Annotated in this window: 18 protein-coding genes; 4 read left to right on the top strand and 14 right to left on the bottom strand. The window is 29.2% G+C overall.

The window, feature by feature from the left end; all coding sequences use genetic code 11:
• Positions 1-498: 498 nt before the first annotated feature.
• Positions 499-1,320: a hypothetical protein gene (locus VS182_RS03365; RefSeq protein WP_479485083.1), complete on the top strand. Its 822-nt coding sequence runs from the start codon at positions 499-501 to the stop codon at positions 1,318-1,320.
• A gap of 453 nt (positions 1,321-1,773) precedes the next feature.
• Here VS182_RS03365 and VS182_RS03360 read toward each other — a convergent pair whose 3' ends face one another.
• Positions 1,774-1,944 (bottom strand): hypothetical protein, encoded by a 171-nt coding sequence (locus tag VS182_RS03360; protein ID WP_479485082.1) that lies wholly within the window; start codon positions 1,942-1,944, stop codon positions 1,774-1,776.
• A gap of 380 nt (positions 1,945-2,324) precedes the next feature.
• Positions 2,325-2,447 (bottom strand): hypothetical protein, encoded by a 123-nt coding sequence (locus tag VS182_RS03355; protein WP_479485081.1) that lies wholly within the window; start codon positions 2,445-2,447, stop codon positions 2,325-2,327.
• 1,039 nt (positions 2,448-3,486) lie between these two features.
• Between VS182_RS03355 and VS182_RS03350 the strand changes: the two genes are divergently transcribed.
• Positions 3,487-5,670 (top strand): FtsX-like permease family protein, encoded by a 2,184-nt coding sequence (locus tag VS182_RS03350; protein WP_479492748.1) that lies wholly within the window; start codon positions 3,487-3,489, stop codon positions 5,668-5,670.
• 877 nt (positions 5,671-6,547) lie between these two features.
• Here the strand turns inward: VS182_RS03350 and VS182_RS03345 are convergent.
• The 8 genes from VS182_RS03345 to VS182_RS03310 all read right to left on the bottom strand — a co-directional run bounded on the left by VS182_RS03345 (position 6,548) and on the right by VS182_RS03310 (position 16,703).
• Positions 6,548-7,438 carry a transposase family protein gene (locus VS182_RS03345; protein ID WP_479492747.1) on the bottom strand — a complete coding sequence of 297 codons (891 nt, stop codon included), beginning with the start codon at positions 7,436-7,438 and terminating at the stop codon, positions 6,548-6,550.
• Between the two features lie 343 nt (positions 7,439-7,781).
• On the bottom strand, positions 7,782-8,054 hold the full coding sequence (locus tag VS182_RS03340; RefSeq protein WP_479492746.1) for a hypothetical protein: 273 nt from the start codon (positions 8,052-8,054) through the stop codon (positions 7,782-7,784).
• Positions 8,055-8,941: 887 nt separating this feature from the next.
• On the bottom strand, positions 8,942-11,671 hold the full coding sequence (locus VS182_RS03335; protein WP_479492745.1) for a hypothetical protein: 2,730 nt from the start codon (positions 11,669-11,671) through the stop codon (positions 8,942-8,944).
• 597 nt (positions 11,672-12,268) lie between these two features.
• Entirely contained in the window at positions 12,269-13,009 is a 741-nt protein-coding gene (locus tag VS182_RS03330) for a YebC/PmpR family DNA-binding transcriptional regulator (protein ID WP_479485076.1), read from the bottom strand.
• Between the two features lie 32 nt (positions 13,010-13,041).
• Positions 13,042-13,899, bottom strand: a complete 858-nt coding sequence (locus tag VS182_RS03325; RefSeq protein WP_479487901.1) for an NAD+ synthase — start codon at positions 13,897-13,899, stop codon at positions 13,042-13,044.
• A 7-nt stretch (positions 13,900-13,906) separates the two neighbouring features.
• The gene (locus VS182_RS03320) at positions 13,907-14,863 is read right to left on the bottom strand and encodes a nitrilase-related carbon-nitrogen hydrolase (protein ID WP_479485075.1); all 957 of its coding nucleotides are present in this window, start codon (positions 14,861-14,863) and stop codon (positions 13,907-13,909) included.
• 3 nt (positions 14,864-14,866) lie between these two features.
• Complete coding sequence (locus VS182_RS03315) at positions 14,867-15,856, bottom strand: phosphotransferase (RefSeq protein ID WP_479488879.1); 990 nt, start codon at positions 15,854-15,856, stop codon at positions 14,867-14,869.
• Complete coding sequence (locus VS182_RS03310; protein WP_479492744.1) at positions 15,846-16,703, bottom strand: LysM peptidoglycan-binding domain-containing protein; 858 nt, start codon at positions 16,701-16,703, stop codon at positions 15,846-15,848. Before VS182_RS03310 ends, VS182_RS03315 begins: the two co-directional genes overlap by 11 nt.
• Positions 16,704-18,509: 1,806 nt before the next feature.
• Here VS182_RS03310 and VS182_RS03305 point away from each other — a divergent pair.
• The gene (locus tag VS182_RS03305; protein WP_479485072.1) at positions 18,510-18,998 is read left to right on the top strand and encodes a low molecular weight protein-tyrosine-phosphatase; all 489 of its coding nucleotides are present in this window, start codon (positions 18,510-18,512) and stop codon (positions 18,996-18,998) included.
• 515 nt (positions 18,999-19,513) lie between these two features.
• Positions 19,514-19,654 carry a hypothetical protein gene (locus VS182_RS03300; protein ID WP_479485071.1) on the top strand — a complete coding sequence of 47 codons (141 nt, stop codon included), beginning with the start codon at positions 19,514-19,516 and terminating at the stop codon, positions 19,652-19,654.
• Between the two features lie 83 nt (positions 19,655-19,737).
• On the opposite strand, the gene pyk is transcribed toward VS182_RS03300, so the two are convergent.
• The 4 genes from pyk to accD all read right to left on the bottom strand — a co-directional run bounded on the left by pyk (position 19,738) and on the right by accD (position 24,636).
• Positions 19,738-21,486, bottom strand: coding sequence for a pyruvate kinase (pyk, locus tag VS182_RS03295; RefSeq protein WP_479485070.1), 1,749 nt, complete (start codon positions 21,484-21,486; stop codon positions 19,738-19,740).
• A 119-nt stretch (positions 21,487-21,605) separates the two neighbouring features.
• On the bottom strand, positions 21,606-22,562 hold the full coding sequence (gene pfkA, locus VS182_RS03290) for a 6-phosphofructokinase (protein WP_479485069.1): 957 nt from the start codon (positions 22,560-22,562) through the stop codon (positions 21,606-21,608).
• 211 nt (positions 22,563-22,773) lie between these two features.
• Positions 22,774-23,742: an acetyl-CoA carboxylase carboxyltransferase subunit alpha gene (locus VS182_RS03285; protein WP_479485068.1), complete on the bottom strand. Its 969-nt coding sequence runs from the start codon at positions 23,740-23,742 to the stop codon at positions 22,774-22,776.
• A gap of 27 nt (positions 23,743-23,769) precedes the next feature.
• A complete protein-coding gene (gene accD / locus VS182_RS03280; RefSeq protein WP_479485067.1) occupies positions 23,770-24,636 on the bottom strand; it encodes an acetyl-CoA carboxylase, carboxyltransferase subunit beta in 867 nt (288 codons plus the stop codon).
• Positions 24,637-24,784: the final 148 nt, after the last annotated feature.

The following is a 24,784-nucleotide window of genomic DNA, read 5'->3' as shown; positions in this document are numbered from 1 at the left end:
TCAATTAGGGTCTTAAACACTATTTAACATGGGTTATTAGACAAACTCAGTATTTGAAGCTTAATAAGTCTATGATAAAAATATATTATTAGTACAAAACAATGAACTAATAATAAAAAATATATATTGCACGTCTGTTTAGATTAAGGACTTGTCCAAGAATACTAATACATCCGATTAGTGCATATTATTGGTATTTATTGTTAATTTTAAAATTTTATTAACAAAGAGGAACTTGATAGATATTTTTGATATAAAAAATTATTAAATGGATTTTTTAAGTTATTTTTTATATTATAAAGTTATATGAGTAAGTTACATTCTGCATTTTACTTAAATTAATATTAATATCATGATATATACTATAAATGTCAATTTATGGATTATTTGGGATAATTATTGCTTTAGTATAACTCTTATCTTTAAGGCATATGTTCAGATGTTTTTGATGGTGGGTAAGATTGTTTATTAATTTTTTCAAGACAGAAGAGGTGTTATATGTTATTTAAAATTTTTGGATATGAACAAGTCATGATCTTTAGTTTTCGATTTTTTTACTACATTGTTTCTTTGCTGCTATTTTTATTACCTTTGATCTTAAGTGCGGTGACTGATTTCAAATTTGATGAAGCGATGGATGTAATTACATTAATTGATAAGTGTTCGGATACAAATATGATTTTGACTACTTTAGCTTTATTATTTTTGCCGGGATTATTTTTTGGTTTTTATAACAAGAAAAGAAAAAGTGATTTTATGATTATAGAAGATACATCTTTTAAAGACTCTTTTTTGTTTATCGATAGACAAGATACCAATTTGGTTCCTGTGGAATATTGGAAACAACTTTTTGTATATTATGAAAATTGCTACCATTTCGCTTATGAAAAGAAAAAAATAACAAAATTTCGTTTTTTCTTTTTCTATATTTTGAGCTTGTTAGTTCTATTGGTTACTTTGTTTTTATTATTTTGGGTATCTCAGCCGCTATTGGTGATGTGTATAGGAATTTTGGTCTGGTGCTTATTGATTAAAATACAGAAATTATATGAAATTTCTTGGTGCGGAGATAAAGTGCAATTTGATCGTTCTTTTATAAATAAGACGATATTCCAGATATTTATTTTCTGTGGTGTTATAATTCCTATGATTTATAGTTCATTTTTTGATATACCTAATTTGATAAATCAATTACCTTATATTTGTTCTAATGTATTTTCATACCAAGTTTTAATATCTGTAGTTATTTGTGATTTCGTTATACCCCGGCTACCAGCATTACTTTTTGGTTTGAAAAAACCTTCTATTTATGATCTATAGGTAGTTTTTTGATATTATTGTCCTCTATTATAAATTTCCATTTGTTACAGATGGTAATTTATAATTATAATCATATTTTTATGTATATTTTAGCTTTAAATTATTTTTTCTTTTTAATAAGAATAATTATTTATATAATTTTTTATTTTTGGCTGTTTATGTTATTTTTAGATTATTTTTTTATTGCTAAGTATATTAGTAATAGAAAATAATTATATGTAATTTTTTATAAATTTTTAAATATTATTTTATCTTTATAGTATAATGTCCTCGTTAATGTCTAAAAGATTAATTTTAAAGTAGAAATATATGCATCTAGTCAATTTCGCTTTTAATGCTATCCATCGAAAGCTTCATTTTTTAGGTCAGTTTGAGCTTAAATTTTATTTGCTTTTTTTATATTTAAATCCTAGTTATCAATTTTTGATGCTCCTATAAAATGAAATACTTTTTTCAGCTTGTTTCGATTATCTTTTTTGAAGTATACCAAGAATCTACGCAAATATATGCTTTCTGATCAGGCGCACTAGATATGATGTCGCAAGCAATATCCATTTTATTTCTTTCTATTTTATTAGCAAGTTTAACTTTTATACGATAGCTCCACCCATCTGTATGTAACATAGGACTTGTCCAGAAATATTAATATAGCCGATTAGTAATGGTGTAATTTAAACACAAAAATAAACATTATCATAGCTTTTTTTACATTAAATTAGAGTCTTAAACACTATTTAACACGGTTTATTGGACAAGCTCATAGTTTGAACAATAGAATGTCCGTATACACTTTTTAGCTAAATTAGAATAATGATAACTCGTTGCTTGTATAGTGTATTCAGCTGATGATTTTTTTGTCTTATGACATACAGTATCAGCAATTAATTTAGAAAGTAAGGTTTATTTTTAACTTAGCTTGCTGAATAAATTATTCCTAAGTAAAATTTATTATAGCGTGTCACTCAGTATTTTTTCATTCTATTTTTAATTAGTCATCATATGGCTTATCTTTTGAAGGCACCGATTATAAAAGCTTTTTTATGAATATCCGACAAAGTTCCGTTAAAGTTATGTGACAACATACCATCAATAATCTGCAAAATATGATTGAAAACAGATGCAGTCAATTGGGATATTACCCAAATTCACGAAAAAATTTGACCAAATTAGATTTATTTGTTAACCTAAAATTAATAGACATCCTTTATCATCCTTTTGTTTTTTTGCATGTGCAGATGTAATGAATCATAAAATGATGAAATCAAAGATCAAAAAATAGTCGATTTTAAATAATTTTCCGCAGATGATTAAAATAATGTAGATAAAAATTCTTTTTAGGTTCAATAAGGTAATTTTATATTTAATTATCTGCTAGATGATATTACTTGTAAGATTTTTTACAAAAGATTGTATAAGGAATTTTAAGATAAAAAATTTGGGAAAATCATAAAATAACGACGTTGGGAGCCTATACTGATTTTGCTATATTTGGTGTTTTTAAATCCAGATGACTATCCAGCGAAATTAGAGGAAATTAGTAAAATTTTTTTAATATATAAATATTTTATAAAGAAAATCCCTTTTCTAAAGATCTTTAAAATTTGTTTTCTTTAAATACGTATGTTTGTATATCCATCAAAATATCTTTTATAGAATCAAGAAATGCTAAAATTATGAGTAGGTGTTTCAAATTATTTTTCTAATAAGATTGATCGAGACATAGTAGACCATTTATAAAAATGATACATATATTGATCTTAAGCCTAATTCCATAACTAGTAGTAGTTATTGCTTTAGATAACATTTTTTGGTTAATTTTTATTTGCATAAAATTATTTTTAACCCTAATTAATGGCGTTTATTTTTATTTTTTCGATATTATTTATTATAATGGAAATAAACAACTTTACAGTCGGTTTCATACTTAGTACGCCTTCAAAAAAAAAAGATAAGGATTTCTATTTTTATTAAATAATATTTAGATATTTTAGATATACTTTTTTTACTTTTTATATATGTTCTTTATTTTTATCTTGGGATGGTATATTACTTTTATTACAAAGAGAGTTTAGATACTAAAATTTAATTTTATAGTTTTCCTATATTTTGATATATTAAAGTTTATTTATTCATCATTAAGTATATTTGTTTGGAGGAGAGTAAGAGATGAATTTATCTAGTTTAGCATTAAAGACGATTTTACGTAAACCACGCGCATATATTAGTTTAGGTTTTAATATTTTTTTATCTTTTGTAATTGTTTTTGCCTGTGTTTTATTATATTTAAATCCTAGTTATCAATTTTTAGTGGAGACGCTTAAGTATGACTCAAATTTTTCTTTAATTTTAAATCAATTTCCTAGGGGGCTTTTTGTTAGCTTAGCCATATTATCTTTATTCAGTATTGTGTATTCATTAATTTTTATATATCAAGAACGTCGTCGTGATTTAGGTATTTTTTTAATTCATGGCTTTTCACATATCCAATTTCGCAAATTGCTTTTTTTTGAGATTACACTTGTTGGTTTTGTAGCTATTGTTGTTGGTATTATACCAGCTTTTTTATTGGAAGTGTTATTAAGATACATATTACAGAGTAAGATGAATATTTTAACTTTTGATTTTGATTTAAATTTGTTTCCTATATTAATTTTTGTTACTATTTTTTTATTGGTTGCTATTACAAGCTCATTTATTGTGCAAATTATGGTACAAAAATCAAAAGTAATTTATTTACTTAAAGGACAAGAAAGAATTAATTTGGAACCGAAAATCGCCATTTTACGTTCTATATTTTCTTTTATTATTATGCTTTTTTTAACGTTATTTTGTTATTTCATTGATGTAGACTTAATGGATTTAATTGATGTTTTTTTGCGAAATGATTTGTCTGGAATTATCGTTTTGATTATGATTATTTTATCTATATTTATAGGTGTTTATCTATTTATTGTTCAAGGTAGTTTGTTTATTGTTTACTATCTACGCAAAAATATATTTTTTTCATGGAAAGGTTCACGTATTTTAAATTTAGGTGGATTAGCAGGGCGTTTAAAACAAAATTCTTTTTTTATTGCTATTTTGACGGGGATTTTTAGTTTTATTATCTTATTTTTTGGGATACAAGAGATTGATACGCATTATAATGATAAAGAGGTATCTGATAATAAGTTATCACAGATGGAGGTAGGTCCTTATTTAAATTATTATCTAGGTGAAGGTGATTTAAGTATTTTTGCCGATGATGTACGTTTTGAAAATTTTGATAAAACAAAGATTAATTTTCATAGCGGCGATAAAACACAGGTAAGGGCTATGTGGCAACATTTGCAACGAAAATATCCTTTTTTAGCTTCGGATACGGTTGTAGTTCCCTATATAAGGTATCTATTGAATGATTCACCGAAAAAAGGATATGTTTTTGAGGAAGATAAAGAAATGTTTGCTGATGAGAATATTTTTATCCATTTTATGTCAGTTGACGATTATAATAAGGTAGCGAAAAATAAAGTTAAAGTTCAAGATGGACAGTTTTTATCCAATTGTCTTTTAGGGGATCGGATTTGCCGATCTTTTGATAAGTTTTTAAAAAATAGGTTTCCCGATAAACAAATAACTTATAATTATAAAATTACTAATATGGAGGCCAATCCTTTTTCGACGCCCTTTTTTGTTATCTTAAGCCCTAAGGATTTTCAAGAACAACTATCTTTAGTTAACCAAGAATCGCCAGCCAATGAATTTAAATCTAGATCTTATTTAGGGATTATGAGTATCTACCCATCAAATAATCTTTTGCCTAATAAAGAGATGCTTAAAAATATAGCTGATATTAAATATTATTATGAAGATTTACGAGATAATGCTATAAAACAAAACAATTTTTCTTTTGCAAATAGATATTTGCAGACTAGTTTTTATTATTATTTTGGCAAACTTTTTATAGTTGTGAAGATTTATATATATATAGCTTTGTTTTTCATCTTATTAATAGCATTAATTTTTGTTTCTTCACGTTTATATTCAGATATTAATAATCAAAGTAAACAACTTTATAGTTTATATCGTATTGGGACATCTGCAAAAATTATTAGAAATTCTGTGTCTTTTCAATTAGGTGTTTTATTCTTTTGTCCAGCTATTTTGGGAATTATTTTTGCTAGTTTCCCGCTAGCTTTAATTATGCGTATGAACTACTATGACCAAGTATTCAATATTTTTGATTATACCTTAATCCAGAGACTTTTAATACCCGCATTAATCTTTTTTGGTTTTATTGCTGGTTTATATCTTATATCTAGGGATTGGATTTTACGTTTATTAAGAAGAGAATCAGATAATAAGATCTAAGTTTTATCTTTTAGTTGGCAGTATAATACTTATGATATTATTTTTATTAACCAACCAGGATATTTAATATTTTGGTTGGTTTTAATGTTATATTTTTTTATCTTTTATCTTTTATCTTTTATCTTTTATCTTTTATCTTTTATCTTTTATCTTTTATCTTTTTAATAATTAGATTTTTTCATTTGTCTATGCTGCTAATTATAATTAATTTTATTCTACAAGAAGATTTATATGTTATTTTTAACATATTATTAATAGTCTTATATCTTGGCTTATAAATTTAAATATTTATTAATGTAATTATATTTAATAAAGATTATTTTTTATTAAATCTTAATCATAATATAATAAGCATTTAATGTATAAAGTATGAAAATGATAAATAATTTAAAAAAATAAATGCAATGAAAAATATTTAATTAAATGTAAGATAAAATAAAAGCTAAACTTATAGTAAACAATCTTATTTATAAAATAAAAATAAGATTTAATATTCATTATCTTAGAAAATATATTTTAAATTTTATGTTGATATTATGTCTCATATTATACATAAAAATATTAAATTTTCCAGAAAATATATTATTTTAATTAGATTATATATATAATAGAGCAATGCAAAATTAAACTTCGGACTTGTCCAAGAATCAATATGAAGGGAGTTTAAGGGTCTAAGCAAAGGCATTAAAAGCTATGATAATAGCTATTTTTTTGTTTAAATTTCATAAATAGTGTTAAAATATAAAAAACGAAGATTTTTTTTAGGTATTTTATTAATAGGTTTAATTTGTCATTTTTGTAGTTATAAACAATGAAATTCTATTAAAAGCACCTAAGTAATACATATGTAAATTGTCAGAATTTTTAATTTTACTATTTAGCTTGCTTTTTTATCTTCTTTAAATTCTTGGAATTTCCCTAAAGCTAGGTGAGCATTAAACATTGCGCATATTAAATCAAATTTTTCTGGAAATTTTTTAGGATTATTACGATATCTATTAGAAATAATCTTAAATCTTTTTAACCAAACTATAACTCTTTCTACCAATGATCTTTTACGAGAAATTTTTTGATTATACTCCTTTTGTTCCTGGGTCAAATTCTTTAACTTACTTCTTTTATATGGTAAAAGAAATAGCTTTTGTAAGCCCTGAAAGCCTAAATCAGCGATTAAAGTGGCATATTCAGATAACCATGGAATGTACGAATCTTTAAAAAGCTTAAAATCATGTACACTATCAGCTGCAAAATTTGTGTAGCCAATAGAAGATGTTTCAGCACAAATTGCAAGTAAAGACTTCATTTTTGGGTGCTTTTTTCTTCCAGATTCATATTTTTTATTATCTTTTTTTGGTCTTTCTATGCGCACTTCAGTACAATCGAATATAAACAAACCAAATATGAGAGATGAAAAATATGGGCTCTGATTTGCAAGATATCTTTTGGATAATACTTTCTTGGCGATACCTTGTATCTTTTTTATGATGTTATTAACCGTGCTTTTACTAATACCAAAAATTTGTGCAATCATTATATTTGTAAACCCAAGAAAAAAATTATGAAAAAATAAGTATACTTGATTTTCAGGGTCGAGTATATTTTGCCTTCCACCCTTTCTTTTGGTCTTTAAATCTATTTTTCTAACTATATTAAATATTTTTTCAAAGATGATTTTATCTACACAGATAGCATACATGAATTTACCTTCATCAAATGCTGCTATTTTGGAATATTCCATATTTAAGTATTTAACTTTAGATTTATACATATATGCTTAATCCTCTCTTTTAAATATCAAATTTTATAGTAGTATATATCAAAAAAAAATCACAATGTTATATTGATATTGTGATTTTTTTAATATATATTACAATATTAAATTCAAAAATATTATAAAGAGATAAAATTATTTTTTATATAAACTTATTTTTTTAGCATGAACTTAAAAATATTAATAAAACATATGAATTTTGATATATTTTATTAATATTCAAATAATTAAAACATTATTATTTATATATCTTAAAAAATATATAAAAGGAAGATTTATTGTTTATTTTAAGCTTTTTTAATAAAATTTTAAATTTGACAGTAACTACCAACAATCTGCACTAATCGGATATATTAGTATTCTCGGACAAGTCCATAATAAATAGCAAAGTTAATAATCCTACCACAGAGATGATAACAAAAGGTCCCCTATCTACATAATCATCGATTAATCCACCTTGTAGAAAAGAACGAAATACTTGTATAGAAGGATTATTATATAAACATAAACCGGATAAAATAATGGCAAAAGAAAAAATAATATTTAAAGAAAAACTAATGTATAAACTAGGCCTATGACGAATAGTATTATAAGATAAATTAATGAAATTCAAATCATACCGCCTATATAATTTATATAATTTATATAATTTATATAATTTATATAAATTTTTTATTAATTTAAATTAAAAAATATAAAATTAAAATTATATTTATTGTATTAAAATGGACACAGAATGCGTTAAGAAATGCTAATATAGACCATTAGCAAAGCGATTAGTATTTATTGTTATTTTTAAACTTTTATTCAAAATAACTTAAAAATAAAAAATAATAGATTTTAAATATTTGTTAATCTTTTAATATATAAACACTAATATTTTCATTATTATATTAATATTTTTAAATTTATTAAAAAAAATAAATATAAGGAAAATTCTTTTATTTAAGATATGTTTGGATTCGAATTAAAACATATTTTTTATATTTTAAAACTATTTATGGAATTCAAACACAAAAGCAGCCATTATCATAGCTTTTAGTGCCTTTGATTAGGTTCCCAAACTCTCTTTACAGCGTTTTTTTGGACAATATCTTTATTTTACTTTCATTCATTATATCTAGTATTAATTTAATTATAATAAAAATAACAACGAAAAGCAACTTGATGATTACTTACCATGTATTAGTTCGAGTCAAAAATATAAATAAAAAATTAATTTATATTATAAATTAATTATAAATATAAAAATATTTATTTATTAATTTATGTTTTGGTATTATAATAAAAATATATTTCAAATCTTTTTATTGTTATTTTGATTTTAAGATTAAAATATATAATTAACCATCCTAGTTATTTTAATTATTATAAATGTAATAATTAAAATGTAATAATTAAAAAGAAAAGAGCATAAGAGTATTGACTATACTCTTATGCTCTAATCATTATATTAAATATATCTATAAAAATTATTCATGTTAAAAAATAACTTAACTCTTACTTCTTTGCAAACTTACGTAAATAAACAAAACCAAAACATATACCACCAATTAAAATCATAGACAAGGCAATCATAATCATTAGCGGATAAATGGTAGCAGTTTTCGGTAATCCCTCTTTAGGCGTAAACATGTCTAAAAGCGTTCTTGAGCGCTTATTTTCATAACCTTTGTCTTCTTTATGATTTTTATCTGGAACAAAATGATCATGTTTTGATTTTCTAGCAGTAGTGAATTTATCCTGAGCAACTTCTGGTTTAGATATCTCATTATCCTTAGTAATGAACATTGCAGGTTTATCTTCATTCGAATCCATAATAATCGATTCAAGAGCAGAACTGGGTTGAGTTAATATTTGTTCAAAAATATTTGTATTACCTGTAGATTGATTCAATGTTTGTCCTGAGTTATTTGTGTTATCAATTGATTGATTAGATGTTTGTACTGAATTATTTGTATTGCTATTCATAGTAGAACCCAAATTACCTAAACCACTAGAAAAATTATTTAAAAGTTGCATAAACATATTAAGAGTTGAATCCGAATTACTCCCGCCGCTTTGTTGTTCACCTCCACTAGCATATCCTCCTCCGCCTTGGCTCGTATACCCTTGACTTTGGCCAGAATATGAACCTTCACTTTGACCTAGCGAACAAGAACAAGAACTATTATGACAAGAACAAGAAGAACGGCCATTGCTGCATTCATTTATCGAGCTTGAGATTTGCTCAGAGCTATATCCATGCGAATTCATTGTATTAGCAATTTGTTGATCACTAGCGCCACAATTATACAATGATTGTGCTACTTGTTCAGGAACACAACGCTGGGCAGCTAAAGTATCAACAATATGATTCGCTTGTTGATCACTTACTGTATGACTAACCTGTGATTGCGACGCTACATGTAAAGCCTCTGTAGCTTCTTGATGACTAACACCAGCAGATTGCATAGCATTCATAGCTTCGCTATGATTAGCACCCAGACCTGAAACTAATGCACAGGCCATATTATTAGGGCTAATTTTATTCTCCTTCAACATTTGAGCAGCATCAACCAGTTTTTCTGAACCCCCAGAATTAGAATGTCCTTGCGTATTATTTTGATTGAATCCTTTATCACGACACGTATTCGTATTCATCATAGCATGTTGAATTTCACTTCCACTAAAATGATTCTGCTGGAATCCTTGCGAGATTTGATGTTCTGTAGCACCAGAACCAGACAAAATTTGTGAAATTGTACCCGCATTTAAACCTTTGTCTTTTGAGCATTGAATAATATTAGAAATCTGATCATTGTTGAGATGGCCAAAAGATTGAGATTTAGAAATAGAGTCATTAATTTCATGTTTACTAACACCTCTATCTTGCAGATAAGAGGAAACTTGAGAATCAGTTGCATGCAAAGTTTGTAATGCACGAACTGCTTGAGACGTATTCAAATGACCTTTGTCTAATAATATAGAAGCTGCATCATCTAACTTAGATTGCTCCAACTTACCCGATTCTTGTGCAACTTGATGATTTAAAGAATCATTTCTCTTATCACTGTGCGAAATTGATTGATTAGGATTTGTAAATCCCGAAACTTGATTGGACGAGCGATCTAATCCGTGTCCAGCTGTGCCTTGTTCGGAGTTAAAATGCATTTTCTGTGATTGATCAACATCTCTATGATGCGTCTGGTCTTCTAATATTTTTTCATTAGAAATAGCACCAGAATTTGTTAAAGCTGCACTAACAGCATTATGTCCCACACCTGCTTTTTCGCTTAATTCTTTTTGAATACAACGAGCTTCAGATGCAGCATTCATCGTTCTGAAAGAAGGGTCAACAACCTTATTCGCATCGGGTGTTGATAATCCCATACTTTTTAAAAAAGAAATATCATGCGAATTACTAACAAAACCTTTATTCATAAAATCCGTATAAAGCGATTTTGTTTGTTGTAATTTCATAGGACTCAAATCATGATGCGTCAAATTATTCAAATCATTATTAGGCTGATTAATAACAGAACCCATATGACTATTTAATCCACCTGTTAATCCAGAAACACCCCCAACAGCACCTGCTAATGTATTTTTACTATTTAAAGCAGAAGGGGTAACGCTATTAATTTGCTGTAATATACCCCCATGATTTGACCCCTTTAAAGATGGATTAACACCACCCCCTATGTTGGACAAAGAACTAAGTTGATTATTAAGCAATGAAGGTTTATTCATCATATTATTATTTAATAACGGTTGATGAGGAGAAGCTATTGAACCTATATTAGGTTGCCTAGGAGAAGCAGTAGGAATTGGCTGAGTTTGTATAGGCTGACCTAAAGGAGTTAGTCGGGGTTGTATATTTGCTAGACTTTGTCCAGGTTTTTGAACTGGTGCTAGACTTGGTTGAGGTTGTTGAATAGGCGCTGGACTGGGTTGAGGTTGTTGAATAGGCGCTGGACTGGGTCGAGGTTGTTGAATAGGTGCTGGACCGGGTCTAGGTTGTTGCATAGGTGCTGGACCGGGTCTAGGTTGTGACATAGGTGCTGGACCGGGTCTAGGTTGTGACATAGGTGCTGGACCGGGTCTAGGTTGTGACATAGGTGCTGGACCGGGTCTAGGTTGTGACATAGGTGCAGCTATAGCTGTAGAATAAAATCCTATATGATAAAAAGGAATTGATATTAAAATTATGGAAACAAAAAAACTATGCAAAAGATTTTTTGATAACATACTAAATCAGACCCCTTTTCTATCTAAATAACAAAATCTGATAAAATAATCCCGAAATCCCGTATATAATTATCTTCTAATATAATAACGTTATAATTATATAAAATTAATATAAATGAATTGTAACACATATAAAAAAATATAGTTAATAAATAAGAGTAAGATTTGTATACATTTATTTATTAACTATATTTTTTACATATAATAAATTATACATTTTATTAAAAAATGAATATATACATAAATACTGATATAGACAATCTAGCAAAGATACTTTTTATTTATTGCTATCTTTAAATTTTTATTAAAAAAATATATTAAAATATATATTTATAGTGTTTTTAAATTAATATTACAATTATATTTTATACAATATATTTAGTTTTTTATATTTTAACACTATCTATGTAATTTAAACAAAAAAGTAGCCGTTATCATATATTTTAGTGCCTTTAGGTTCTTAAACTCTATTTAAAGAGGTTTTTAAAAAAACTCCATAACAAAAGAGACCATCATAGATGATCTCTTTTGTTCATTTGTTATTCATTTATAAATATATTAAAAAATTATTTCAATAATTATCTTTCTGAAAATAATTTAGTAAGAAACAATTTGTTTAACTAATTCAACATTTGTATATATGTTTTGTATATCATCATGATTATCAAGATCCTCAATTAAATTATCCAATGCTTGATATGATTGTGGATCAATTTCTAAAATGTGTGGTGTCAGCATAGTTACATCCGCGTGTTTAAAAGGTATACGTTTTTGCTCAAGCATCCCAAGTGTTTTATCAAAATTTTCTGTCATAGTGATAATTTCATAGAAATTATCACGAAGTTCCATCTCTTCGATGTTATTGCCTAAAAAATTAATTATTTTTTCTGGTTCGGCTATTTCATGCTTATCTATAATAATAATGCCCTTCCAATGAAACATCCAAGAAATAGAACCTGCATCGCATAAATTACAACCATACTTGCCAAATATTTGACGCAATTCCGCAGATATACGATTTTTATTATCTGTTAAAACATCAAGTAAAATGGACGCACCACCAGGTCCGTTACCTTCATAAGTCATCTCTACAAAGGATGTGACATCATTACAATGCGCCGCTTTTTGAATAGCAGCATCGATATTTTTCTGCGGCATATTATAAGATTTAGCTTTTAAAATAACAGCTCGTAATTTTTGATTGTTTTCAGGATTTTTATCTCCCTGTTTAGCAGCTATATACAATTGCCGGGAAACCTTGGCGAAAAGTTGTCCTTTCTTAGCATCCTGACGACCTTTGCGATGTTGTATATTCTTCCATCTTGAATGACCTGCCATATAATAAAAAACCTCACTTTATATACTATCTTTTATAAACCCCAATCACGCAAATAGCGAAAATCAATACCTAAGGTACGTCTTGTTAATTTGATAATAATTGGCAAAGTGCGTTTATACTGATTTTTAATAATCATATTACTAACTTTGGTAATAAAATCATCCTTAAACTTTAACGAACGAAGTTGAATAAGTGAATATTGCAGATCAATCATATAATATAACAAACGATCAATATCATGATAAGAAAAACCTAATTCTTGTTCATCAGTCTGACCAGGCCAAAGATCAGCTGATGGCGGCTTATTTAAAATGTTTTTGGGTACCCCAATGTATGAAGCTAATTGCCAAATTTGTGTCTTGTAAAGATCGCCTAAAGGATTTATCGCTGATGCTGAATCACCATAGTGTGTTCCGTATCCTAGTAATAATTCTGTACGGTTAGATGTCCCAATCACTAAAGAATCATGTGAATAAGACAAATCATAAAGAATGCTCATTCTCTCACGAGCCATTTTATTACCTTTACGAATCGGTGGAATTTCTTCATCATTAAGTTTTAAAGAATCAAAGTATGATTTAATCTGAGTTGTAATATCAATAACCATTAACTCAACACCATACTCATGCACCATACTTTCAACATCTGTAAGACTCGTCGACGAACTTTCCTGTGAAGGCATAAAAACAGCTAACACATTCTCCTTACCTAAAGCTTGTACAGCTAAAGATAAACTTAAAGCCGAGTCAACACCCCCGGATAAACCAATAATAGCTTTTGCAAAAGAAGCTTTTTTAATTTCTTCCGCTAAAGCTGTTGTCAATAAATCAACGGTAATATCTGGTTGAAGATATAAAAAATTTTTATCTTTCGAAAATGTATACGTCATATGCAAACTACATAATCCTCTCTGAATTATTATGTTTGTCTAATATGTATTTTAATTCCTTTAAAACTGTATATGGTTTAGCATGTCTTAACAATGGTAAATTTAACCTAACACGCCTCGTGACTTCAAAATCAATGTTCTCGATTAAAAGTTTAGCTTCCAAGGGTGATGCTTTTTGTAAAATACTTCCATCAGGATGGACAATCATCGAGTTTCCAGAGAAAATAACACCATCCTCTGTACCAATGCGATTAGCATAGATAAAATAAACACCATATATCCTAGCTTGTACTTGTAATAATTTCTGCCACTCATCACTAGAAACAACACCATGTTCATCAAGGCCATATACAGGAGAACTGGCAGGTACAATAATCAGCATAGCTCCATCCTGAGAAAGTAAATATTGTGTTGTAAAATGATGCACATCTTCGTAAAAAGCTATCCCCATCTTGCCAAAAGGCGTTGAAAAACTACGAATACGATCTCCCGCACCAAAATATCTAGCTTCATCGAACATACCGTAAGTAGGAAGATAAACCTTACGATGTAAATGATGTATATGATTTTTATGTGCATAAATGGCTGTATTATACAAAATATGTTGATCGCTATTTTCTACAAAACCAAAAACAATGTCAATATCATTCGACAATTCAATCAAGATACGAATATCTTTACTAAAAGTTGATCGAGCAACTTCATATGTCAAATCTAATAAATGATATCCTGTAAGTGAAAGCTCCGGAAAAACAATTAAATCAACTTTAGCCGCTTTAGCCTTTTCAATCAACAATATATGCTCCGTAAGATTACTGGTCACATTACCTAGTCTTGATTTTATTTGAGCTATACCCACACGCATATCATTAATGCACCTCCTATGCATAAATTTCATATTTTTATGAACCCCACGATATTGTACATCAAGTACGTGGGGAAGGGATTTCCATATATCTACCACAAATTAACGCAAATCTCCACCCTCGCGCCATATCTTAATCTGCTCTTTCCACTTCGGCCTCATTTGAGCTAAACGGTTTAAATAAGGCAAAGCGTGATTTAGATGATATCCTTTTCTATTAGAAGCTAAACCGATAGCTTCACGAAAAAATTCATTGGGAAAACTAAGTAATAATGATAATAATTTCTCTTCCCAAACTTCAAGTTCCCTCTCTTCCCTATAAGCATTTAGAGCTTTAGGCAACCAACCCGTTTGCCATTGATTTTCTGCCAAAATTCTTACAACAATTTGCCAAACATCTCCTAACTGACAATCATATTCCGCTGTTTCAAAATCAATCAACCAAGGTTGCTCTGCGTTATCAATAATCCAATTATGACTAGCAAGATCCCTATGAGCAATATTACCACTCTGATGTGCTGACTTCGATCTTTCTCTAATAGGGAAAGAAATAATATTACGCCATGCTTTTAAGCCATCTAAATAAAAAAGACGACCATATACGCGTATTAATTCACCTAATTCTCCTTCCATAGTGACAGAACGTTTTAACAAACGATAAAATTGCGAAAGTCGATAATAAATACGCTTATATAAGAGAAAAGGCTTCGATGAAAATGGAGGTACATCCATTTTACATCCTAAGCTATGAAAACGACCTAGCTCACGCATAATAACCACAATATGATTAACATTGCTATAAGAAGACATCTTGCCTGAGATAAAAGGTGTTAATAGCCAACGCCCATCCGTCATCGGCGTTGGCATGGACCTAAATCCACGTTGTCGCAAAATTTTATCTATTTTCATCCACCACTGCACACGCTTTTCATAATCAACATGCTTAGCAATCCACATACCTTGATCTGTTTCTAAACGATAATTTTTACGATAAGGTTTAATCGAATAAACCTCTGTATTTAAAATATTAGCCAATACACTCACACGCGGTCCAGCACCAGCAGATGAAACATCCATAGCTTTATGCTTCACAAGAAGAGCTCTCCTTAAAAAAATCAAATTCATGCTTTTCATTCAACCACCAAGATTGCAAAGAAGGTTTAGGAGCAGGGGTCGGTGCAGGGGTCGGTGGAGATGGCCATGTAAAACCAGGAGGTAGTTGAAATGGAGGTAAATTTGGCCATGTAAAACCAGGAGGTAGTTGAAATGGAGGTAAATTTGGCCATGTAAAACCAGGAGGTGTGGTCATGGTCGGTAATATATTCGATGGCATAAAAGCCCACGGAGGAATCTGATTATTAGGTAAGTACGGTGCGCCAAAAGGTAATAATGAGAAATTATATGGTGGAAAAAATGTAGTTGGTAAATAATTATAATTAACATCATCAGCAAAAACCCTAGAAGACTCATTATTAGCATCTCCATTAGAAATGTCTTCTTTTGGTGACGTCCATTCTTCTTCATCTACTAATAACTCAGCATCTCCTTCTATGCTGCCGGGAGATTCAATAAAGGAAGATGATATATCTAAATCATTAGTTATGCTATCTTTTTTTTCTATCATTTGCCAATACAAAGAACCGTTTCCGTCGTCATCAATCTGACTATTTTCATTGTGTGACATTGTCTCCACTCCAACATCTGAAACCTTACGATATCGTGATGAAGAAAAATCATTACCTTCATGATCAAATTGATTTATCACCTTTGACTGCTTGATAGAAATTCTACCTGTAGGTATACGTACCTTTGTACCTACTTTAATAGGTTCCTGTAAACTAAGATGCGGATTAGCTTCCAACAACCGATCTGTAGATATTTGATACTTCTTTGCAAGATCAGCCAGGTAATCTTTATAACGCACAATATGAATCTTCATCCGTTTTACAACCTCCTGATCGCAAAATACTTCTTAAAATTTATTTCTATGCACAGAAACATCTTTAAACAACAAATATAATTTTAATATCATGAATTTTATAACCCATCAAATCAATACACACTAAAAAAGAAAAAACAATTAAATAAATAACTTCAAATAAAAACAATTATAAATATACCTTTTTTAAATTAAAAATAATTTGATTATAAATATGGTTTAATTCTAATAAAAATCAATTTTTAAATATAAAATCATAAAACAAAGGTCCATTCTTGTATTATGTATTATTTTTTTGTTAAAAACTAAGTTTTCAGAAATAATAAACTATAAATACCCATAAAAATTTATATTTAAAACCCGAAAATAAAATTATCCTCAATATTTAAATATATTCCCAAAAACTAATGTATAACTTATCCTAATTCACTAAAATATACATATATCTTACCAAAAACAACAATAACTCGTCCTATAAAAACAAATCCAAACGATGAAATTTTAAACATCAAAAATAACTTATAAAGCAATAAAAAATATCATAAAAGAGCTCATCAAAAAATGCAAAGATAGCTATTTTATAACCAAAATTTAACTTCATATTCAAATAAAAATAATATTCTATTAAAAATTGGTATTTAATAACATTATAAGTACTGATACAGAATATTAGCGAAGTATTTATTAATATGTCTGCCGAAGCAAAAATAATTATCCCTAAAATCTTAGCCAACCAAAATATAACGAAAAAAGCATCTAACTTGACTAAGTCTTAAAAATAAAATAATTAAAAAATTAATGCTTCACTAATATAACTCATAATTAAATATAAAAAATAGTTAAAAAAGCAATTTATATTGAAATAAAATCTAATTAAAAAAGCGATTTAGGATTGTCAAACCAACCCTTGCGCACTTTAATCATTATGGCAGTTGTCAGGAAAATTTAATAAATACTCACAATATATATGAGCGAAATTTAAAAAAAGAATCCAATAATCATAAAACTACTCAAAATAGATCGCGTATTGGTAAAAAAAAGTCTGATTTTAGAGCTAAAAAATCATTCTACGTAGTAAAAAATATCCTCCAAAAATAGTAAGGGACTTGCTTAAAAAAAAAATAGCCAAAATTCAAACTTTCACTTTAAAAACTTCACTAACAAGAAGCTCATTATCTACATATATGCCAAAAGAAACAGAAATATTATCAAAATTGCAGCTATCATGAATAAAGAAAAACAACCATATACATGACTATACCGAGCTAGTGAATAAACCTAGAGCTTGTCCCAAAACACATATTAATAAACTAATCAAATGCAATAAAATCTATGATAATAGCTATTTTTGTATTTAAATTACATGATTAATAATCAGCTATATTAATATATCCACATAAATCCCTATCATAAAACATGTAACCCAAAATTCCATCATCAAAGAAGCTGAATAAGAAAAATAGCTACCTTTTTAAGATGATAATATCAGTATAATCATGGTAAAATAAGAAAAAAGGATATGGTTATATCATAAACACCTTCTATGAAAACTTCATTTAAATAATATTTATTTTAATTATTTAAATTAAAATAAAATAAGTATCAAAATAAGTATCAAAAACAATTATAAATAAAAATAACCTCATAACAAATCTTATCCGTATAAAAAATTCTAAGAAATAAATCACTACAGATTATGCTCTAAATTTTTTTCTATGATAATAAAAGATATTATTTATCAATATTTAATTATCATTTATTTAGTTGTAAAAACATTAAATTTTATATATGAAAGGGATTTTAATCTTGACAGAAAAAAATCAAAAAATTAGTGTCTTATTTGTATGTTTAGGAAATATTTGTCGCTCACCTATGGCAGAAGCTGTATTTCGTCATCTGATTAAAGAAAAAAACTTGGACAAAAAAATCGAAGTAGCTTCAGCTGGTACAAGCTCTCAACACGAAGGTGAAAAACCACATATAGGAACCCGAACAAAATTAAAATCTTTAAATATAGATCACAATAATATTGTTTCAAATCATCTAAAAACTAAAGATATCGAAAACTACGACTATATATTAGGCATGGACGATAGCAATATTGAAAATATAAAAAAAATCACTAAAGAAAAAGACAAGCATAAGATATTAAAATTCATCGACTTTGTCCCCGATGCTACATATGCGCACGTACCAGATCCTTGGTTTACCAATAATTTTGATTTTACTTATGAACTTGTAAACACAGGATGTAAAAAATTATTAGATCATGTCTGCGAAAAACATAATTTTTAAAAAAACAAATACCTCTGAAATTATAGGGGTATTTGTTTTTTTAATAAGTTTAAAATAATAATTAAATAATAATTAAATCTAAAAATGATTAACAAACATATTTTTTAGAATAATAGTAAACAATAAAAGAACAAAAGATAAAAAAACTAAAAAAAGAAAAAGATGAAAAGAGCAAAACATGAAAATATAAAAAAATAATAAAATGTAAAGCAGAGAAAAACCAGCCAAATTTGTTGCAGTAATTCCAAAATAAAAATAATAACAATAAATTAAAATAGCCAAATATATGTAAAATAAGTTAAATAATAAATAATAATATCTTAATTAGACTATAAAATACCATTATCATAGCTTTTTCTTTCATTTTTAACAAAAAATTGAATAATAACAAGAAAAAGCGTAAAATAAAGATATCAATAATTAAAAACTAAATTTATATCACGATAACAAAAGAATATAAATTAGTATAATTGATGAAAATATTTATATTTAAATACTACGGAGGAAAATGTCCCATGTATCTTAAAAGCAAAAAACGAAAAACCAAAAAGAAACGCATACGTTGGTGGTTACTTCCCCGACTAGGATTTAATCGAAATAATATAAAAGGCATTGGACAAATAGGGTCAATGTTTTTTTTATGTCCAAAAAAATAATAAATAATAATTGTCAATATTATTAAAATTATTTTAAGATAAATAATCAAATTAAATAACATTGACCAAAAGGCCAATGCTTTTTATAAAATATTGGTACGTCCAGAAAAAATTTGTCCTCGATAAATATCAAGGGTAACAATAGATTCATTTGCTAACAAATCTAACGCATTTTTTACACCTAAAATCAATGGTATACCAAAATTTAAACCTGTTATAGCTGCGTGTGATGTTAAATCTTTCTTCTCCGTAATAATAGCAGATGCTTCTTTCATCATATCAAGCATTTCGTCATCTGTATCATGGACGACTAAAATATCATTAGGTTTAAAAGTTCTTTGGATCTCTGTAAAACTTCGACCCGAAATAACCTTACCGTTAATCATTTTTTTCGTCCCTACACCACGACCCCGAGCTAAAACGCCTCCAACCACATATACCTTCAATAAATTAGTTGTACCAGCTCGTCCGAGCGGAACGCCCGCTGTCAAGATTACCAATGATCCTTGTTTAACATAGTTGTCCATAAGAGCAGCAGATACAGCCTCTTGAAGCATTGTTTCAACTGTACCACTATGACATCCCCATACAGGGTAAACACCCCATACAAGTGTTAATTTACGCATTACCGACTCATTAGGAGTAATAGCTATTATGGGAACACGAGGGCGATGTTTAGCAATCGCACGCGCTGTTGTACCACTTTCAGTCGCTGTTAAAATAGCTGCTCCTTCTAAACTTCCAATCATCTTAACCGAAGCTTCGCTTAATGCGTCGGTAATACTAACATCTATTTCTTCATATGAACAACATGAACTAAACGCAGCCTTTTCCGAATGTTTAGCTATATCAGCCATCATTTTTACAGACCTAACAGGATAAAGGCCACTAGCTGTTTCCCCTGATAGCATAACAGCATCAGTACCATCTAAAATAGCATTTGCTACATCACTAGCCTCAGCACGCGTAGGACGCGGATTACGCTGCATTGAATCAAGCATCTGGGTAGCGGTAATAACAGGTTTACCCCATTTATTGCAAAGTTTAATTAATCTCTTCTGTACTAAAGGTACTTCTTCTACAGGTAACTCTACCCCTAAATCTCCACGAGCAACCATTAACCCATCAGCAACTTTAAGGATAGCATCCGCATGTTCAACACTTTCACGTGTTTCAATTTTCGCAATAACATCGATTTTAGTACGATTATTTTGCAAACGATGACATATCTCTAAAATATCTTTTGGTGTACGAACAAAAGAAGCAGCAATAAAATCAACTTCATTTTCAATACCAAATAATAAATCTTGACTATCTTTATCAGTGATACTAGGTATCTGCAAAGAAACACCTGGAATATTAACACCTTTTTTTGAAGAAAGCTTACCTCCATTAATAATGGTACAATAAACTTCTTCATTTTCACAATAATCAACTTTTAATTCAATCAAACCATCATCAATTAAAATTCTACATCCCTTTGTTACATCCTGTGGCAAACGCCGGTATGTAACACTTATACGATGTTCATTACCTATAATTTCTTTAGTCGTTAAAATTATTTTTTCATTGCTTTTCAAAAGCACAGGTTTTTCTAAAATACCCGTTCGTATCTCTGGCCCCTTGGTATCCAACAAGATGGCTACCTTACAACCAATATTATGAGCTGCTTGGCGAATATTCTTAATACGCTGACCATGTTCATCATGCGTACCATGGGATAAATTTAATCTAGCTACATCCATACCAGCTTTAATCATTTCCTCGAGCGTCTCTAAAGACTCACTTGCAGGCCCGATCGTACATACAATCTTTGTTTTACGTTTATCCACTATATAAAAATCACCTTTCATAAATCATGATATAAAATAAAAAATAAATTACGCAATTAATAAATTAAGCAATTAATAAATTAAGAAAAAATGCAACGCCTAACCAAAATAGAAGAAAACTAAACAGATAAACGATGCGCTAAATCCACTAAATCAGCTAAATTATCTCGTTTATCATGATTAGGCCAAGGAATTACCTTAACTGTACCATTTTCAAGCGCTATCATACCATTCGCACCATCATCTTTTACTAAAACCTCTACAGCTTTAGCACCCATACGACCAGCTAATAAACGATCTAAAGCTGTTGGACTTCCACCTCGCTGGATATGACCAAGAACAATAATACGTGTATCCCACTTCGTCAATTCTTCAATTTCTTTTGCTACATCTGAAGCTTTAGCAGCTCCCTCAGCAACGATAATAATACTATGCTTTTTACCACGCGAAATACCCCTACACAAACGATTCACAACATCATCAATGTTATAAGGGCGCTCAGGAATAATAATTGATTCAGCACCAGCAGCTAGTCCAACCCATAAAGCCAGATTACCTGTGGCACGTCCCATAACCTCAATCAAAAAAGTTCTTTCATGAGAAGTAGCAGTATCACGAATACGATCAACACAAGAAACAGCCGTATTAACAGCTGTATCAAACCCTATCGACATCTCAGTACCCATAATATCATTATCAATTGTTCCCGGAATCCCGATAACAGGAAATGATAATGCTGTTAAACATTGGCCTCCAAGGAAGGTACCATTACCACCAATGACAATTAAACCATCTATATCATGTTCATGCATAAGACGAACAGCTTTCTCTTGGGATGTTTTATGATGAAAATCGGCTGAACGCGAACTATGTAGAATAGTACCTCCTCGATGAACAATATCACCTACATCACCCAATTTTAAATGATACCAATCACCTTGTAATAAACCTACATAACCTCTCCGAACTCCATACACCTCAACACCAAAGTGATCCGCACTACGTACAATCGAACGTACAACCGCATTCATACCTGGAGCATCTCCACCACTGGTTAAGACAGCCAATCTTTTCATAACCAAATATACTCCTTTTATTTATTATTTGTTGTTTGTTGTTTGTTGTTTTTAAACTAATAATACTTTTTATGTATGATAAATCATATAATTAATCAAATTTCTTTTAAGCATTGTTTATATATCAATAATTAAAGTTTTTATAAAAAAATATTAAAAAATATTTTGCAAAATCAAGGACAAAATGCTTACCTATGAAAAAATCCAATATTTAATCTTCATGCAAAATCATACCCAAAGAACAAAATTTATTATGTCTTTGTTCTATTAATTTATCAATATCTAATGATTGTAGTTTCTCTAATTTAGATAAAAGTATCTTTTTTAAAATAGATGCTTGTAAGTCAGGATCATTATGTGCGCCTCCATGAGGCTCCTGAATAATTTTATCAATGATACCCAATTCATATAAATCTTGCGAAGTAATCTTTAAACTAGAAGCAGCTAATTCTGCTTTAGCTGCATCACGCCATAAAATTGCAGCTGCTCCTTCAGGTGAAATAACAGAAAAATATGCATGCTCTAACATCAATAATCGATCTCCGATAGCTAATCCCAGTGCTCCTCCACTACCACCTTCACCTGTAATGATACAAATAATGGGTACACGCAAACCAGCCATGGTAAATAAGCTACGTGCAATAGCTTCACTTTGACCCCTTTCTTCCGCTTCAATACCAGGATAAGCGCCTTGGGTATCAATCAGCGTTACAATAGGTCGCCCAAATTTCTCAGCCTGTTTCATCAAACGAACAGACTTCCGATAACCTTCAGGGTGCGGCATACCAAAGGTACGAGCTATTTTCTCTTTTATATCACGCCCCTTTTCATGAGCAATAACAGTAATCGGTTTAGCAAAATCATCCAAATAGGCAATCCCACCTATAATTGCGGGATCATCAGCATAAAGTCGATCACCTTTTAATTCAAAGAAATCACGAAAAACATTTTTGAGATAAAAAGAAGATGTAGGACGATTGGGATGACGCGCAATCTGTACACGCTGCCAAGGTGTCAAACAGTTGTAAAGCTTTTGCGATAAATGAATTGCCTTTTTCTCCAATGTTTCAATTTCTGTACTAAGATCAATTTGCTTTTCATGCATAAATTTTTTCAGTTCAATAATCTTATTTTGCAGCTCTAACAACGGCCTTTCAAAAGGAAGATTGCCTTTTAACACATAAAAACCTCCTTTTCTTCATCATCCTTAAGCATGCATAGCTAAAATCTTCCCTAGTGTATCCCTTAAATCTGCTCGAGCAACAACACGATCAATCTGTCCTCGCTTCAATAAAAATTCCGCCGTCTGAAAACCTGCAGGTAATTGCTGATGCACTGTTTGTTCAATAACACGCTGTCCAGCAAAACCGATCAAAGCACCTGGCTCAGCCAAATGAATATCTCCTAGCATAGCAAAACTAGCAGATACCCCTCCTGTGGTCGGATTTGTTAAAACCACAACATAAAGAATGCGTTCTTCATGCAGGCGACGAAACAAAATAGCTGTTTTTGCCATTTGTAACAATGAAAGCGCTCCCTCTTGCATACGAGCTCCACCTGAAGCAGTAAATAAAACAAGAGGTTTGCGTGTTTCAATCGCTTTTTTAACCATATTAGCAATTTTTTCACCAACAACTGAACCCATACTTCCCATACGAAAACGAGCATCCATTACGCCTAAAATACAAGGATAAGTATTGATCAATGCTTGACCTGTAACAATAGCTTCTTTTAAAGAGGTTTTTTTTCTATCTAGCAATATTTTTTCACTATAATCAGGAAAATCTAATGGATTTCCTGAAATTAAATTAGAATCCATTTCTATAAAACTATCTTCATCAACAACTAATTTTATTCTATCCCATGATGATATTTGATGATGAAAAAAACAATCTTTACAAACATATAAATGCTTGGCCAATTCTTTAGCCAAATGAATGCCACCACATCCCTGACACTTACGCATGATACCTTCAGGTATCTCACGCTTCTGGGCATCTGAAGATATAGATACGGTGGCATAACGCTTCTGCTTACGGAACAACTCACGTAATTTCATAGAATAATTCCTCACCCCGTAGGCCTGCTATATAATATATACTAACTATAAACACTAATTGTATCATAAAGATCTTTAAAAATGTAATTTACAATTTTATATCAAAAATGATGTATACAGCTAAATATAACATAATCTTATGTTCTTATTATCTCATGATCTT

The organism is Pasteuria ramosa (genome assembly GCF_056496785.1).
Note: the sequence above shows the minus strand (reverse complement) of the source record. Positions and strands in the feature narration are given on the sequence as shown.